This is a genomic window from Pseudomonas sp. Irchel 3E20 (genome assembly GCF_900187645.1).
In the GTDB taxonomy this organism is placed as follows: domain Bacteria; phylum Pseudomonadota; class Gammaproteobacteria; order Pseudomonadales; family Pseudomonadaceae; genus Aquipseudomonas.
Genome location: NZ_FYEE01000002.1, coordinates 362,884 through 377,427 on the forward strand (window position 1 = coordinate 362,884; position 14,544 = coordinate 377,427).

General features: G+C 62.0%; 15 protein-coding genes. 8 read left to right on the top strand and 7 right to left on the bottom strand.

Features of this window, described 5'->3' with window-relative positions:
* Positions 1-64 precede the first annotated feature (64 nt).
* On the top strand, positions 65-814 hold the full coding sequence (locus CKW13_RS05040; protein WP_095107495.1) for a sulfite exporter TauE/SafE family protein: 750 nt from the start codon (positions 65-67) through the stop codon (positions 812-814).
* Here CKW13_RS05040 and CKW13_RS05045 read toward each other — a convergent pair.
* Positions 804-1,658, bottom strand: coding sequence for a LysR substrate-binding domain-containing protein (locus tag CKW13_RS05045; RefSeq protein ID WP_095107496.1), 855 nt, complete (start codon positions 1,656-1,658; stop codon positions 804-806). The genes CKW13_RS05040 and CKW13_RS05045 overlap by 11 nt on opposite strands.
* A 93-nt stretch (positions 1,659-1,751) precedes the next feature.
* Here CKW13_RS05045 and CKW13_RS05050 point away from each other — a divergent pair, with 93 nt between their 5' ends.
* Positions 1,752-1,961, top strand: coding sequence for a DUF1127 domain-containing protein (locus tag CKW13_RS05050; protein WP_256576509.1), 210 nt, complete (start codon positions 1,752-1,754; stop codon positions 1,959-1,961).
* A gap of 17 nt (positions 1,962-1,978) precedes the next feature.
* Here the strand turns inward: CKW13_RS05050 and CKW13_RS05055 are convergent, their stop codons facing one another.
* Positions 1,979-3,325, bottom strand: coding sequence for a class II 3-deoxy-7-phosphoheptulonate synthase (locus CKW13_RS05055; protein WP_095107497.1), 1,347 nt, complete (start codon positions 3,323-3,325; stop codon positions 1,979-1,981).
* A gap of 149 nt (positions 3,326-3,474) precedes the next feature.
* Between CKW13_RS05055 and CKW13_RS05060 the strand changes: the two genes are divergently transcribed.
* Entirely contained in the window at positions 3,475-4,230 is a 756-nt protein-coding gene (locus CKW13_RS05060) for a spermidine synthase (RefSeq protein ID WP_095107498.1), read from the top strand.
* A gap of 109 nt (positions 4,231-4,339) precedes the next feature.
* Here CKW13_RS05060 and CKW13_RS24400 read toward each other — a convergent pair whose 3' ends face one another.
* Positions 4,340-4,531: a hypothetical protein gene (locus CKW13_RS24400; RefSeq protein WP_176465052.1), complete on the bottom strand. Its 192-nt coding sequence runs from the start codon at positions 4,529-4,531 to the stop codon at positions 4,340-4,342.
* Positions 4,532-4,673: 142 nt separating this feature from the next.
* Between CKW13_RS24400 and CKW13_RS05070 the strand changes: the two genes are divergently transcribed.
* Positions 4,674-6,347 (top strand): DEAD/DEAH box helicase, encoded by a 1,674-nt coding sequence (locus CKW13_RS05070; protein WP_095107499.1) that lies wholly within the window; start codon positions 4,674-4,676, stop codon positions 6,345-6,347.
* 90 nt (positions 6,348-6,437) lie between these two features.
* On the opposite strand, the gene CKW13_RS05075 is transcribed toward CKW13_RS05070, so the two are convergent.
* Positions 6,438-7,205, bottom strand: a complete 768-nt coding sequence (locus CKW13_RS05075) for a class III extradiol ring-cleavage dioxygenase (RefSeq protein ID WP_095107500.1) — start codon at positions 7,203-7,205, stop codon at positions 6,438-6,440.
* Between the two features lie 102 nt (positions 7,206-7,307).
* On the opposite strand from CKW13_RS05075, the gene CKW13_RS05080 reads away from it, so the two are divergent.
* Entirely contained in the window at positions 7,308-7,964 is a 657-nt protein-coding gene (locus CKW13_RS05080) for a thiopurine S-methyltransferase (protein WP_095107501.1), read from the top strand.
* A 51-nt stretch (positions 7,965-8,015) separates the two neighbouring features.
* On the opposite strand, the gene htpX is transcribed toward CKW13_RS05080, so the two are convergent.
* Positions 8,016-8,903 (bottom strand): protease HtpX, encoded by an 888-nt coding sequence (gene htpX / locus CKW13_RS05085; protein WP_095107502.1) that lies wholly within the window; start codon positions 8,901-8,903, stop codon positions 8,016-8,018.
* A gap of 315 nt (positions 8,904-9,218) precedes the next feature.
* Positions 9,219-10,430 carry a pyridoxal phosphate-dependent aminotransferase gene (locus CKW13_RS05090; RefSeq protein ID WP_095107503.1) on the bottom strand — a complete coding sequence of 404 codons (1,212 nt, stop codon included), beginning with the start codon at positions 10,428-10,430 and terminating at the stop codon, positions 9,219-9,221.
* Between the two features lie 212 nt (positions 10,431-10,642).
* On the opposite strand from CKW13_RS05090, the gene msrB reads away from it, so the two are divergent.
* The 3 genes from msrB (at position 10,643) to CKW13_RS05105 (ending at position 12,095) form a co-directional block, all read left to right on the top strand.
* The gene (gene msrB / locus CKW13_RS05095; RefSeq protein WP_095107504.1) at positions 10,643-11,038 is read left to right on the top strand and encodes a peptide-methionine (R)-S-oxide reductase MsrB; all 396 of its coding nucleotides are present in this window, start codon (positions 10,643-10,645) and stop codon (positions 11,036-11,038) included.
* Positions 11,039-11,151: 113 nt separating this feature from the next.
* Positions 11,152-11,637, top strand: coding sequence for a glutathione peroxidase (locus CKW13_RS05100; RefSeq protein WP_095107505.1), 486 nt, complete (start codon positions 11,152-11,154; stop codon positions 11,635-11,637).
* Complete coding sequence (locus tag CKW13_RS05105; protein ID WP_095107506.1) at positions 11,634-12,095, top strand: MarR family winged helix-turn-helix transcriptional regulator; 462 nt, start codon at positions 11,634-11,636, stop codon at positions 12,093-12,095. Before CKW13_RS05100 ends, CKW13_RS05105 begins: the two co-directional genes overlap by 4 nt.
* Here the strand turns inward: CKW13_RS05105 and CKW13_RS05110 are convergent.
* Positions 12,079-14,400: a response regulator gene (locus CKW13_RS05110; RefSeq protein WP_095107507.1), complete on the bottom strand. Its 2,322-nt coding sequence runs from the start codon at positions 14,398-14,400 to the stop codon at positions 12,079-12,081. The genes CKW13_RS05105 and CKW13_RS05110 overlap by 17 nt on opposite strands.
* Positions 14,401-14,544 lie beyond the last annotated feature (144 nt).

Sequence of the window (14,544 nt, forward strand, 5' to 3'; positions counted from 1 at the left end):
TTGCTGTGCGTTTCCAGGCTAGGCCAGGTTGCGTAGCATGCGGGCACCTTGTGAGGAGTGGCCTGTGATTGAGTTAGCGATGTATCTGGCCCTGGGTGCGGCGTTGGGCACCGTGGGCGGGTTGTTCGGCATTGGCGGCGGTTTGATCGCGATCCCGGTGCTGGGCGTGTTGTTCGGCCTGGACCAGCAGATCGCCCAGGGCACGGCGCTGGTGATGGTGGTGCCCAACGTGATGCTGGCCTTGTGGCGTTACCACCAGCGCAACCGCATCGAGCTGCGCCATGTCTTGCCGTTGGCGAGCATGGGTTTTTGTTTTGCCTGGCTGGGTTCGATCTGGGCGGTGGGCCTGGACGCGCGGTTGATGCGCCTGGGCTTTGTGGCGTTCCTGATAGCCCTATCGGTGTACAACCTGGCGCGCATGTTCACCCGCACGGCCGCGCCCTCGGCGCAGATGCGCTATGGCTGGCCTTGGCTCGGTGTGCTGGGGGCCGCTTCGGGGTCGATGGGCGGCTTGTTCGGCGTGGGCGGCGCGGTGGTGGCAACGCCCGTGCTGACCAGCCTGTTCGGCACCACCCAGGTGGTGGCGCAGGGCTTGTCACTGGCCCTGGCGCTGCCGAGCACCGGCGTGACCCTGGTGACCTACGCCCTGCACCAGCAGGTCAACTGGGGAGTTGGCGTGCCGTTGGCCATCGGTGGCCTGCTGAGCATCAGTTGGGGGGTGAAGATCGCCCACGCCTTGCCGGAGCGCCTGCTGCGTGGGTTGTTCTGCGGTTTTCTGGTGGTCTGCGCGGTGATGCTGGCTTTTAAAGTCTGAAGCCTTCGACGATGTGCTCGGCCAGGCATTCGGTGATGGGCGAGTTTTTTTGCGGATGGCGCAACAACATGATGCTGGCGGCGGGCAGTTCCGGCATGCCATCGGCGGCGTCCAGCACCCGCAGGTCATCGGTGACCAGGCTGCCCATATGGGCGGTGACCGCCAGGCTGGCGCTGACCACCGCCATAATCGCCGCCACGCTCGAGCTGTGGTAAGCCAGGCGAAAATCCCGGCCGCAACCCTCCAGCGCTTTACACGCCCATTGGGTGCAAAAGAACTCCGGGCCGGGCATGGCCAGGGGCAGCACGGTGTGTTCCTCCAGGCAGAACCCCGGCGCGGCGGCCCACACCAGGCGTTCGTGGCGCAGTAATTGGCCGATTTCCTCGCCGGGTTTGCGGGTGATGACGGTCAGGTCCAAGTCCTGGCGTTGCATCAGGATGCTGGAGGCCTCGCAGTGCATTTCGATCTGGATCAGCGGATAGGCCTGGGCGAAGCGCGACAGGATGCCCGGCAGAAACCGCATCACGTAGTCGTCCGGTGTACCGATGCGCACGGTGCCGACCATGTGCGGCTCGCGCAGGGTGTTGAACACTTCGCTGTGCAGCTTGAGGATGCGCCGCGCATAGCCCAGCAGAATCTGGCCTTCGGGGGTGAGCCGCACCTGGCGCCCGTCGCGCTGGAAGAGCTGGCGTTGCAGCACGTCCTCTTCCAGGCGCTTCATCTGCATGCTGACCGCTGATTGGGTGCGGTTGACTACCTCCCCGGCGCGGGTGAACCCGCCCTGGTCGGCGATGGCGACAAAGGTGCGCAGGACTTCGGTGTCGATACTGGGGTAGTGGCTCATTAATCAATCTCTGAGATGTATTGCATCAGAAACATTCGTTTGATTGATCTTAGCCCTGATAACAGACTGCCGTCATCCCCATTGGAGAACAGGATGATGAAAGCTCAACGCGGCTTTTTGGTAGTGACCCAGGCGCCGTGGCGCCCGCTACTGCAACGGCTCGGCCGCTGGCGCGAGGTGCGCCGAGAGCGGCGGCTGTTGGCGGGGCTCAGCGATGACGCGCTCCGGGATATCGGCCTGAACCCGGCGGATGTGCGCGCCAGCACGGCAGACCCGTGCTGGCGCGACCCTTTGGGCCGCTGACCCTGTCTAGGCGGGGCTCAGCGTTTGACTTGCTTGAGGGTTTCGGCGATCAGGAAGGCCAGTTCCAGGGATTGGTCGGCGTTCATCCGTGGGTCGCAGTGGGTGTGGTAGCGATCCGACAAGCCATCCTCGGTGATTGGCCGGGCGCCGCCGATGCACTCGGTGACGTTCTGCCCGGTCATCTCGATATGAATGCCGCCGGCATAGCTGCCCTCGGCTTGGTGAACCTGGAAGAACTGCTTCACTTCGCCGAGGATCTGCGCAAAATCGCGGGTCTTGTAGCCGCTGCTGGCCTTGATGGTATTGCCGTGCATCGGGTCGCAGCTCCACAGCACCTGCTTGCCTTCGCGTTCCACGGCGCGAATCAGCTGTGGCAAGTGGTCGCCCACCTTGCTGGCGCCCATGCGCGCGATCAGGTTCAGGCGCCCGGGGTCGTTGTCCGGGTTGAGGGTGTCGATCAGGCGGATCAGGTCGTCGGTGTTCATGCTCGGGCCGACCTTGACCCCGATGGGGTTGTTCACCCCGCGCAGGAACTCGACATGGGCACCGTCCAGTTGGCGGGTGCGGTCGCCGATCCACAGCATGTGGGCCGAGCAGTCGTAGTAGTCGTTGGTCAGGCTGTCGCGGCGCACGAAGGCTTCTTCGTAATTGAGCAGCAGGGCCTCATGGGCGGTGAAGAAACTGGTTTCGCGCAGTTGCGGCGAGCTGTCCATGCCGCAGGCGCGCATAAAGGCCAGCGTCTCGTCGATGCGGTTGGCCAAATGGCTGTACTTTTCGGCCAGGGCCGAGTTGGCAATGAAATCCAGGTTCCACTTGTGCACTTGGTGCAGGTCGGCAAACCCGCCCTGGGCGAACGCGCGCAGCAGGTTCAGGGTGGCGGTGGATTGGTGATAGGCCTGGAGCAGGCGTTCCGGGTCCGGCACGCGGCTTTTTTCGTCGAAACCGATGCCGTTGACGATATCGCCACGGTAGGCCGGCAGGGTCACGCCGGCGAGGGTTTCGTCATTGGCTGAACGCGGCTTGGCAAATTGCCCGGCCATGCGCCCGACCTTGACCACCGGGCAACCGGCGGCAAAGGTCATGACAATCGCCATTTGCAGCAGCACCTTGAAGGTGTCGCGGATTTTTGCCGCCGAGAACTCGGCAAAGCTTTCGGCGCAATCACCGCCCTGCAGCAGGAACGCGCGGCCCTGGGTCACTTCGGCAAACTGGCGGCGCAACTCCCGGGCCTCACCGGCAAACACCAGCGGCGGGTAACTGGCCAGGCTTTGCTCGACCCGCAGCAAATGCGCCGCGTCGGGGTAGTGGGGTTGTTGCTGGATCGGCAGGGCACGCCAGCTATCGGGACTCCAGGGTTGGCTCATCGCAGGCTCTAGTGTTTTACGGTGGGAGCGGCATGTTATCAGCAATTAGTACGTGACCTGTGCGCGCCGCTTCGCCCACAATCGCGCCTTTGCCGCGTCCAACCGGCAGTTTATTGCGTCGCCGGGCCCGGCGGCGATCAGGAGACGAAATGACTGAGGAGCGCGTCGAGCATTTGCTCGCCGAGGTGCAGGACGAGTACGGCGTGATTCGCGTGCTGGAAGTGGCGGACTACCGCTTTCTCGAGTTTGGCGATGCCATCGAGCAGAGTTGCGTGTTCACCGCCGACCCGAGCTGGCTGGAGTACGACTACACCCGCGCCATGCTGATTGGCGCGCTGTGCCACGAGGCGCCGGAAAGCGCGCTGTTCCTGGGGTTGGGCGCCGGCACGCTGACTCAGGCCTGCCTCAAGTTCCTGCCCCTGGAAGATGTCGAAGCCATCGAGCTGCGCCCCGACGTGCCACGCCTGGCCATCGAGTACCTGGGGCTGGACGACGACCCGCGCCTGTATATCCGCGTGGGCGATGCCCTGGAGCTGCTGGCCAGCGCCGAATCCGCCGACCTGATTTTCGTCGACCTCTATACCGATGTCGGCCCCGGTGTAGGGCATCTGGCCTGGGGTTTTCTGACCGACTGCCAGAAACGCCTGAACCCGGGCGGTTGGCTGGTCATCAACCAATGGGCCACGGATGACGGCAAACCCCTGGGCGCGGCGTTGCTGCGCGGCCTTTACCACCGACATTACTGGGAACTGCCGGTGAAGGAGGGCAACGTGATCCTGATCGTGCCCGCCGACCTGGAGCAGGAGCTGGACCTGCCTGCCCTGACCGCCCGGGCCGAGGCGCTGGCACCCCGCCTGGGCTATTCGCTGCAGGCGCTTATCAAGGCGATCCGCCCCGCGACCTGATCGTGGGCCAGCGCCCCTTGAACAGCCCCGGACGCCGGCTTGAGTGATGACGGTTGTCCGCGGCACAGGGGCGCAGCGATGAAACGTTTAAGCCTCTCACCTGGCAGGCTCAGGCTTTTAGAGCGTCGACCTTGGCACGGGAATGGGCAAAGCCCGCGACATCAAGGCCTGCGCTCGGCTTGGGCATTAAAAAAAACTCCCTTTTTTGGTGAATTCCGGTATAGTGCGCGCCGGCCTTTAGCCAGGCCGCGTTCAGGTAGCGCAATTCCCCGAAGTCAGCTTCGGCTGCACGTCCGTACAAACGGACTCTTCCTTGACGATCCTTTCATTCATTCGTTTTCGCAAATCCCCGCCGACAAAGCAGCCAGGGCGACTCTTGAGTCTTACACGGCATGCGCAGCTTTGGAGCATGGGTCTTTGCGGATGCACTTAGAGGCAGACCCATGACCCAGGAAACCGGCGGCTTCGCCGCTTTTAATCTTAATCCGAACATTCTCGCCGCCGTCATCGCAACCGGCTACGAAGAACCTTCGGCTATTCAGCAGCAATCGATCCCGATCATCATGGCCGGTCACGACATGATTGGTCAGGCGCAAACCGGTACGGGTAAAACTGCCGCGTTCGCCCTGCCGATCCTGCACCGCATCGATCCTGCTAAGCGCGAACCGCAAGCCCTGATCCTGGCGCCAACCCGTGAGTTGGCGCTGCAAGTAGCAACCGCTTTTGAAACCTACGCCAAGCAAATGCCGGGCGTTACCGTCGTGGCTGTCTACGGTGGCGCGCCCATGGGCCCGCAACTCAAAGCCATCCGCAACGGCGCACAAATCGTCGTCGCCACCCCGGGCCGCCTGTGCGACCACCTGCGTCGCGACGAAAAAGTGCTGGCGACCGTGAACCACCTGGTTCTGGACGAAGCTGACGAAATGCTCAAGCTGGGCTTCATGGATGACCTGGAAGTCATCTTCAAAGCCCTGCCCGCCAGCCGCCAAACCGTACTGTTCTCGGCGACCCTGCCACAGTCGATCCGTGCCATCGCCGAGCGCCACCTGCGCGATCCGCAGCACGTGAAGATCCAGACCAAGACCCAGACCGTTACCGCGATCGAGCAGGCACACCTGCTGGTTCACGCTGACCAGAAGACCTCGGCTGTATTGAGCCTGCTGGAAGTCGAAGACTTCGACGCCCTCATCATGTTCGTGCGCACCAAACAAGCAACCCTGGACCTGGCCAGCGCCCTGGAAGCCAAAGGCTACAAAGCCGCTGCGCTGAACGGTGACATTGCCCAGAACCAGCGTGAGCGCGTGATCGAATCCCTCAAGGATGGCCGTTTGGACATCGTTGTGGCGACCGACGTTGCCGCCCGTGGCCTGGACGTTCCGCGCATCACCCACGTGTTCAACGTGGACATGCCTTACGACCCTGAGTCCTACGTGCACCGTATCGGCCGTACCGGCCGTGCTGGTCGCGAAGGCCGTGCGCTGCTGTTGGTAACGCCACGCGAGCGCCGCATGCTGCAAGTGATCGAGCGCGTGACCGGGCAGAAAGTTGCCGAAGTTCGCCTGCCAGACGCCCAGGCTGTGCTCGATGCGCGCATCAAGAAGCTGACCAACAGCCTGTCGCCGCTGGTGGCTGACGCCGAATCGACCCACGGCGATCTGCTCGATCGCCTGACCGCCGACATCGGTTGCACCCCGCGCGCCCTGGCCGCAGCCTTGCTGCGCAAGGCCACCAACGGTCAAGCCCTGACCCTGGCGGCCATCGAGAAAGAGCGCCCACTGGTGCCGAACAACGCACCCCGTGGCGATCGTCCTGAGCGTACCGGCGACCGTCCGGACCGTGGTGATCGCGAGCGCCGCGCTCCGGTTCCACTGGCCGAAGGTCGTGCCCGTTGCCGCACTGCGTTGGGCGCGCGTGATGGCATCGCCGCCAAGAACCTGCTGGGCGCTATCCTCAACGAGGGTGGCCTGGCGCGCGAAGCGATCGGTCGTATCCAAGTGCGTGATAGCTTCAGCCTGGTCGAGTTGCCGGAAGATGGTCTGGAGAAGTTGCTGACCAAACTGAAAGACACTCGCGTTGCCGGTAAGCAGCTCAAACTGCGTCGCTATCGCGAAGATTGATCCGCTTGCGGGTTGATTGATCGCACATGAAAAATCCCCGACTGGTTCGGGGATTTTTTATGCCTGGCGTTTCGTCTGGGCGGCTGCGGCTCAGTCGAACCGGTAGATGTCCATGCCCAGCGCACCAAGGGTGAAGCCCTGGTGGACGATGCCGAAGGTCCCGCCGGCGCCTCGGGCGAAGTACAGCGGCAGCAGGTGCTCGTCGCTGGGGTGGTTGCGCGCGGCGTTGGGGGCCTGGCGACGATAGTCGTCGAGGGCGGCGTCATTGCCGGCCTGGAGTTTGTCCACAATCCAGTCGCGAAACTCCCGGGCCCAGGGTGTGATGGTCTCGGGGCCGGCGCGCCAGTCCAGCTCGCCCAGGTTGTGGGTGATGCTGCCAGAACCGATCAACAACACGCCTTGCGCCCTCAGGCCCGCCAGGGCGCGGCCAACGCGGGTTTGCAGAGCCGGGCCCAGATGGCTGGGCAACGACACCTGCACCACCGGTATGTCGGCGCGCGGGTACATCAGCGAAAGCGGCACCCAAGCGCCGTGGTCGAACGGCCGTTGGGCGTCCAATTCCGCCGGCAGGCCGGCGGCGTGCAATAACCCGGCGACTTCGCCAGCCAATTCGGGTTGGCCGGGGGCGGGGTATTGCACGGCGTACAGGGCGGCGGGGAAGCCGCCAAAGTCGTGCCAGGTTTTGGGGTGCGGATGGCTGCTGACCCGCAGGCCCTGGCTTTCCCAGTGGGCGGACACCACCACTATGGCCTTGGGCCGCTCCAGCTCGGCGGCCAATCGGGCCAGGGCCGGGCCGCTGGCGCCGGGTTCAAGTGCCAGCATGGGCGAGCCGTGTGAGATAAACAGGCTGGGAAGCATAAGACGGTCCTGAGCGTTAAGATGACGCCATCTTCAGCCAGATCATTGATCTAAATCTAATATAAGTTTTAGCGCTTTTTGATCGATTTATCAGAGGTGTTTATGCAGCCAGAGTTTTGGCACAAGCGCTGGGAGCGCGACCAGATTGGTTTCCACTTACCCGAAGTGAACCCTTACTTGCCGCAATTCTGGCCTGGTTTGGGGTTGGCTCCGGGCAGCCAGGTGCTGGTGCCGTTGTGCGGAAAAAGCCTGGATATGGGCTGGCTTGCGGGGCAGGGGTATCGGGTGCTGGGGGTGGAGCTGTCGGCCAAGGCAGTGGAGGACTTTTTCGCGGAACAACAGGTGGAACCACAGCTCTCCCGGCGTGGTGCTTTCCGTGTCTATCAGGCCGGAACGTTGGAGGTGTGGTGTGGGGATTTTTTCGCCTTGAGTGCCGAGGATGTTGCTGAGTGTGCGGCTTTTTATGATCGGGCTGCGCTGATCGCGTTGCCTGAGCCGATGCGCGAGCAGTATGCCCAGCACCTGGAACGCATCCTCAAGGACGGCTGTAAAGGGTTACTAATTACCCTCGATTACGATCAGTCGCAGATGAACGGGCCGCCGTTTGCGGTCACTGACCCAGAGGTCCAGCAGCTGTTCGGGGCAGATTGGCAACTGCGGATCGGGTACGAGAAAGACATCCTGGGTGAGAGTTGGAAGTTCCTCAAGGGTGGCGTCACGCGCTTGGATGAGCGGGTTTATCAGTTGAGCAAACGCTGAGCCACGGGCAAACAAAAAGGGGTGACACAGTCACCCCTTTTTGTTTGGTTGTTAGCCGCGGCGACGCAGAGCGTCGATACGCTCTTCCAGCGGTGGGTGGCTCATGAACATGCGAGCCAGGCCTTGCTTGACACCACCATTGATGCCGAAGGCATTCAGGGTGTCGGGCATGTGCACGGGCAAACCCTGTTCCGAGCGCAGGCGTTGCAGCGCACCGATCATCGCGTTGGTGCCGGCCAGCCGGGCGCCGGCTTCGTCGGCGCGGAACTCGCGTTTGCGCGAGAACCACATGACGATGGAGCTGGCCAGAAAGCCCAGTACCAGTTCGGCGAAGATGGTCGCTACGTAGTAGGCGATGCCCTGGCCTTCTTCGTTCTTGAAGATCACCTTGTCGACGAAGTTGCCGATGATCCGCGCAAAGAACATCACGAAGGTGTTCACCACGCCTTGCACCAGTGCCAGGGTGACCATGTCACCGTTGGCGACGTGGCCGATTTCATGGGCCAGCACGGCTTTGACTTCATCCGGGGAAAAGCGCTCCAGCAGGCCCTGGCTTACGGCGACCAGTGCGTCGTTCTTGTTCCAGCCTGTAGCGAAGGCGTTGGCCTCGTAGGCCGGAAAGATCCCGACTTCGGGCATCTTGATGCCGGCTTCGCGGGACAGTTGCTCGACAGTCTGCAACAACCATTGTTCATGGCGAGTGCGCGGCTGGCTGATGATCTGGGTGCTGGTACTCATCTTCGCCATCCACTTGGAGATGAACAGCGAAAACAGGGAGCCGGCAAAACCGAAGACCGCACAGAAGATCAGCAGCTGATTGAGGTTCAGGTCAACCCCGTTGGCCGCCATGAACCCGTTGAAGCCGAAAAGGCTCAGGGTGATGCTGGCAATCAGCACGACCGCCAGGTTAGTGGCCAAAAACAGCAGAATGCGCATCATGGTTGTAGAACTCTCCTCATGCTAAAGACGTAGCGTACTGCGGGGTATATAAGGTGCTGCACCGGGCTATTCAACCGGGTGACTATTTCAAACTGTGTCTTACAGTGGATTTTTAGCCGCCTGTAGGGTATTTCCCGCGAGATGCACCGGTTAGTCTGATCTTTTTTTCTCCGCGAAGGTCCTGCTGCCGTTGGGTATGCGGGTTCTCAGGTCTCTAAAATGGAAGCCTGGGATGGCATGAGGCGAGCAATGGCAAAGATGTGTTGCTGAATGGCTCGCTGTACGACTTTGCTTAAGCCGTACAGCGCAACGGACTTACTGGCGGTAGGACTTGAGGAAGTTGCCGATCCGACCAATCGCCTGCTCCAGGTCGTCGACCCGTGGCAGGGTCACGACACGGAAGTGATCGGGCCATGGCCAGTTGAAGGCCGTGCCCTGAACTACCAGGAGTTTTTCCGAGAGCAGCAGGTCGAGGACGAACTTCTCATCGTTAAGGATCGGACAGACTTTCGGGTCGATCCGTGGGAAGGCGTAGAGCGCGCCCATCGGTTTGACGCAGCTGACGCCGGGGATATCGTTGAGCAGTTCCCAGGTACGGTTGCGCTGTTCCAGCAGGCGCCCAGCGGGCAGTACCAGGTCGTTGATGCTCTGGTAGCCGCCCAGGGCGGTCTGGATCGCATGTTGGCTTGGCACGTTGGCACATAGGCGCATGTTGGCCAGCATGTCGATGCCCTCTATGTAGCTTTGGGCGTTGTGCTTGGGGCCGGAAATCGCCACCCAGCCGGAGCGGAAGCCGGCAACCCGATAGGATTTTGAGAGACCGTTGAAGGTCAGGCACAGCAGGTCTGGCGCCAGGGAGGCGGTGCAAATGTGCACGGCGTCGTCATAGAGAATCTTGTCGTAGATCTCATCGGAAAACACCACCAGGTTGTGCTGGCGGGCCAATTCCAGCATGCCCAGCAGCACTTCCTTGGAGTACACGGCGCCGGTGGGGTTGTTCGGGTTGATGATGACCAGGGCCTTGGTGTTCGGCGTGATCTTGGCCTTGATGTCAGCCAGGTCCGGCCACCAGTTGGCCTGCTCGTCGCACAGGTAGTGCACCGGGTTGCCGCCGGCCAGGGTGACGGCAGCGGTCCAGAGCGGGTAGTCGGGGGCCGGGACGAGGACTTCGTCGCCATTGTTGAGCAAGGCCTGCATGGCCATCACGATCAGCTCGGACACCCCGTTGCCCAGATAGATGTCCTCGATGCCGACGCCTTCCACGTGCATTTGCTGGTAGTACTGCATCACGGCCTTGCGGGCACTGAACAGGCCCTTGGAGTCGCTGTAGCCCTGGGCTGTGGGCAGGTTGCGGATGACGTCCTGAAGGATTTCATCGGGTGCTTCGAAACCAAAAGGCGCCGGGTTGCCGATGTTCAGCTTGAGGATGCGATGGCCTTCCTCTTCCAGGCGTTTGGCGTGCTTGAGCACTGGGCCGCGAATGTCATAGCAGACGTTGGCGAGCTTGTTCGATTTGCTGACCTGCATGGCGATGTGTTCCCGAAAATGAACGATCCAGGCGCAGCGCGGTGCTTGCGGGCTGGGAATCCTGCGTGCTCACACAGGCCTGTGGCCGGCGTAGCGGCTTGAATGCACGTGACACGGCTGCCAGACTGGCGTCTGACGAGGCGCAATCATACGTGCCGCCTGATCCGTGGAAAAGATACAGATCAGGCTTTTTGAGCCACAGAGGTAAGACGATGACAAAGCTTGAGAAAACCCTTGAAGAATGGCGTGCCATGCTCGACCCCGAGCAGTACAACGTATGCCGCCTGAAGGGCACTGAGCGGCCGTTTTCGGGCAAGTACAACGACTCCAAGGTTGATGGCGTGTATCACTGCATTTGCTGCAATGAACCGCTGTTCGATTCCCAGGCCAAATTCGATTCCGGCTGCGGTTGGCCCAGTTTCTACGAGCCGATAGGCGAAAACGCCATGACCGAGATCCGCGACGTCAGCCACGGCATGATTCGCACCGAAGTGGTGTGCAGCCACTGTGATGCGCACCTGGGGCATGTGTTTCCCGACGGTCCGGCGCCCACCGGTTTACGTTATTGCATCAACTCGGTGTGCCTGGACCTGGTGCCGCGCGTCTGACACAGCCCTGAGTGAAAGCAGCCCTTCGCGGGCTGTTTTTTGAGCAATTCAATTGTATGCAATTGAATTGCTCGTTATGGTTGTCGTTCTTTCCGCTATGGAGCGCCTGAACCATGACCGACAAACTGCTGCAAATTCCTTGCACCACCCTCAACGGCGAGCAAAAGACCCTGGCGGACTTCGCCGGGAAAGCCGTGTTGGTGGTCAACACCGCGAGCAAGTGCGGTTTCACCCCGCAGTACAAGGGCCTCGAAGAGCTCTGGCAGACCTACAAGGACCAAGGCCTGGTGGTGCTGGGCTTTCCCTGCAACCAGTTCGGCAAGCAGGAACCGGGGGATGAAGGCGCTATCTCGCAATTCTGCGAACTCAATTTCGGCGTCACTTTCCCGTTGTTCAAGAAGATTGAAGTCAACGGCGCCGGGGCCCATCCGCTGTTCGTGCAATTAAAGAAGCGCGCACCGGGGTTGTTGGGCTCCCAGGGCATCAAGTGGAATTTCACCAAGTTTCTGATCGGTAAGGACGGGCAACGGGTCAAGCGCTTCGCGCCGACCACCAAGCCCCAGGAGTTGGCCGGCGAGATAGAAGCCTTGCTCAAATGAAGGACCTGTCAGCCAATTCGCTCCAACTCGACAGTCAGTTGTGCTTCAAGTTGTACGCCGCATCGCGGGCGGTGATCCGTGGCTACAAGCCCATGCTCGACCGCTTGGGCCTGACTTACCCGCAATACCTGGTGATGCTGGTGCTGTGGGAGTGGCATGACGCACCGCCCGAGCAGCCGACGGTTAAGGCCCTGGGCGAGCGCCTGAGCCTGGATTCCGGGACGCTGACGCCGTTGCTCAAGCGTCTGGAGCAGATGGCGTTGGTGCAGCGCCAGCGTTCGGCACGGGATGAACGGGAAGTGCATTTGAGTCTGGCCGCGCCAGGGCTGGCGTTGCGCGATGCGGTGGCACCGCTCAAGGCACGGCTGTTGTGCGATAGCGGCGTGGATCTGGATGGCTTGGGGGCCTTGCGCGAAGGCCTGGATCAGTTGCTGGGTCAGCTCAAGGCTTTGTCATGAGTGGCACCCAGCGGTCGAGCAGGGCCGCCAGTTCTTCGCGGCGAAACGGCTTGGCCAGGTAATCGTCCATGCCGGCCGCACGGCAACGCTCGCGCTCCTCGGGCATGGCGTTGGCTGTGAGAGCAACGATGGGCAGGTCGGGCCAGCGCCCGCTCTGGCGAATCTGCCGGCTCGCCTCGTAGCCATCCATCACCGGCATGTTGCAGTCCATCAGCACCAACTCGAAGGAGCCTTGCTCCAGCAGGCCAAGGGCTTCGCCGCCATGGGCCGCGACGCTGACCTCGCAGCCGAGCTTACCCAGCATGCCCTTGGCCACCAGTTGATTGACCGGGTTGTCCTCCACCAGAAGGATGCGCCCGCGGCCTTGCAGGGCCGGCGTGGCGAGCTGGGCATCGTCAATAACGTGGGTTTCGACTTGCAGAGTGCGGCGCAAGGTCTGGTACAGCGCCGTACGAGCCAAAGGCCGCGCCTGCTGTTGCAGTGGCGCCAGGGCGCTGGCTTCTTCGCTGGGCAGGAAATTGCCATAGGCGGTAACCAGCAGGATCGGCGCCGCGAGGCCCGGACGCAGGCCGAACAGGCATTGCGGGCAATCGCTGATGAGCAAGTCGGGGTCGAGGTTGGCCAACGAATCGTCGAGGTTGCGCCGATGGTAGTCCAGGCCCCAACCGGGCAGCAGGCTGTTCAGCAACTCGGCCAGGCCACTGTCGGCCGTGGTCAGAGCGACGATGCAACCGCGCAAGGGTTGGGGCGTGACGGCAGGTGTATGGCAAGGCAAGGGCAACTCGGCACAGAACTGGCTGCCAAAACCCGCTTCGGAGCTGATTATCAGCCGGCCCTGCATGGCTTCGCAGAGGTTATAGGTCAGCGCCAGGCCCAAACCGGTGCCGCCGAACTGGCGGGTAATGCCGGCGCCGGCCTGGGTGAAAGGCTGGAAGATCTTCACCTGGGCGTCCTGGGCAATGCCGATGCCGGTGTCGCAGACCTCGATCCTGACCCCGTCCGCCACCTGTTTGAGGCGCACGTCGACACGGCCGAAGCGGGTGAACTTGAGGGCGTTGGACAGCAGGTTGCTGACGATTTGGCGCACCCGCGTCGGGTCGCCCAGCACCAGGGCGGGGAATTGCGGGTCGATCAGGCAGGTCAGTTCAACGCTGGGCGCCGCATTCTGCGAGAGCAGGTTAGCGGTGTCTTCGATCAGGGCGCCGAGGTCGAAGGGGATGCGTTCGAGCTCCAATTGGCCGGCGTCGAATTTCGACAGGTCGAGAATGTCATTGAGCAACTCCACCAGCACTTTGCCGGAGTCGTGGGCGATTGCCAGTTGCTGGCGTTGCTCGGCGTTGAGCGGGCTGTCCAGGGACAGGGCGATCATGCCCAGCAGGCCATTGAGCGGTGTGCGGATTTCATGGCTCATGTTGGCCAGGAACGCTGACCGCGCCTCGGCCATTTCCAGCGCCGTGGTGCGGGCGTGCTGTAGTTCTTCATTGGATTGGCTCAGGCGGCTGTTGATCGCCTTGAGCTCCATGGTGCGAGCCGAAACGATGTTTTCCAGTTGCCCCAGGTAATCGGTGAGGCGATTTTCGGCGTTGCGCCGCTGGCGGATTTCGGTGGCCATGTTCTCGAACTGCTGGTTGGCCACCTTGACCAGAACGCCGATCTCATCATGTTCATGGCCGGCGGGGAACTCCAGCCTGGCCTGCTGGCTGTTGCGCGGGTCGCTGCGGCTCAGTTCACGGATCACCCGCACCAGTGGCTTGGTCAGCATCACGTAGAACAACGCCAGCAGAATGCCCGTGAGGATCAGGCTGCGGGCGAAACCATTGAGCAGGGTGACTTCGGCCCGGCGCAAAAAACGGCTGCCAAAGGCGTAAGTGTCGATGTCCAAGCGCAGGGTGCCGAGGGCTTCGCCCGGCATATGGTCGAGGTAGAGGCGGTCCTCGAACTGGCGCTGGGCGCCGAATAGAAAGTCGCTGATGACCCGGTAGCCGCTTTGCTGGCCGGGGCGGCGCACGCTGGCCAGGACGCTGTCGTTGTTGTCGATCAACTGGGCGCCGATCACGGCGGGCGAGCGCAACAGGCCCAAGGTCAGCTCCTGGGCGAGTTCGGCGTCAATGTTGTAGGCGATGCGCGAGGCGGGGTTGTGGCTGATTTCCAGGAGCGCGTGTATTTCACGGTTGATGGAGGCATCTTCACTGGCATAATCGATGCCAATTTGCAGCAGGCTGAGCAGGGTTCCCAGCAAGAAACCGACCAGTACAGTGAGCCTGGCCTGTTTGTAGGACAGGCGATTGGTGAACTTGATATCCATCGGATGCTGAGCCATGTCCCGTTTCCCTTCGCTGGGCAAGCATAGCCGATGATCGCTGTTTTTCGGCGCAGTTCGTTTATGTGTTTATCCCGTTACGGCCCGCAGTGGCCGGGCGTGGGGCCTGGCTTTACAACAAATCGTCCA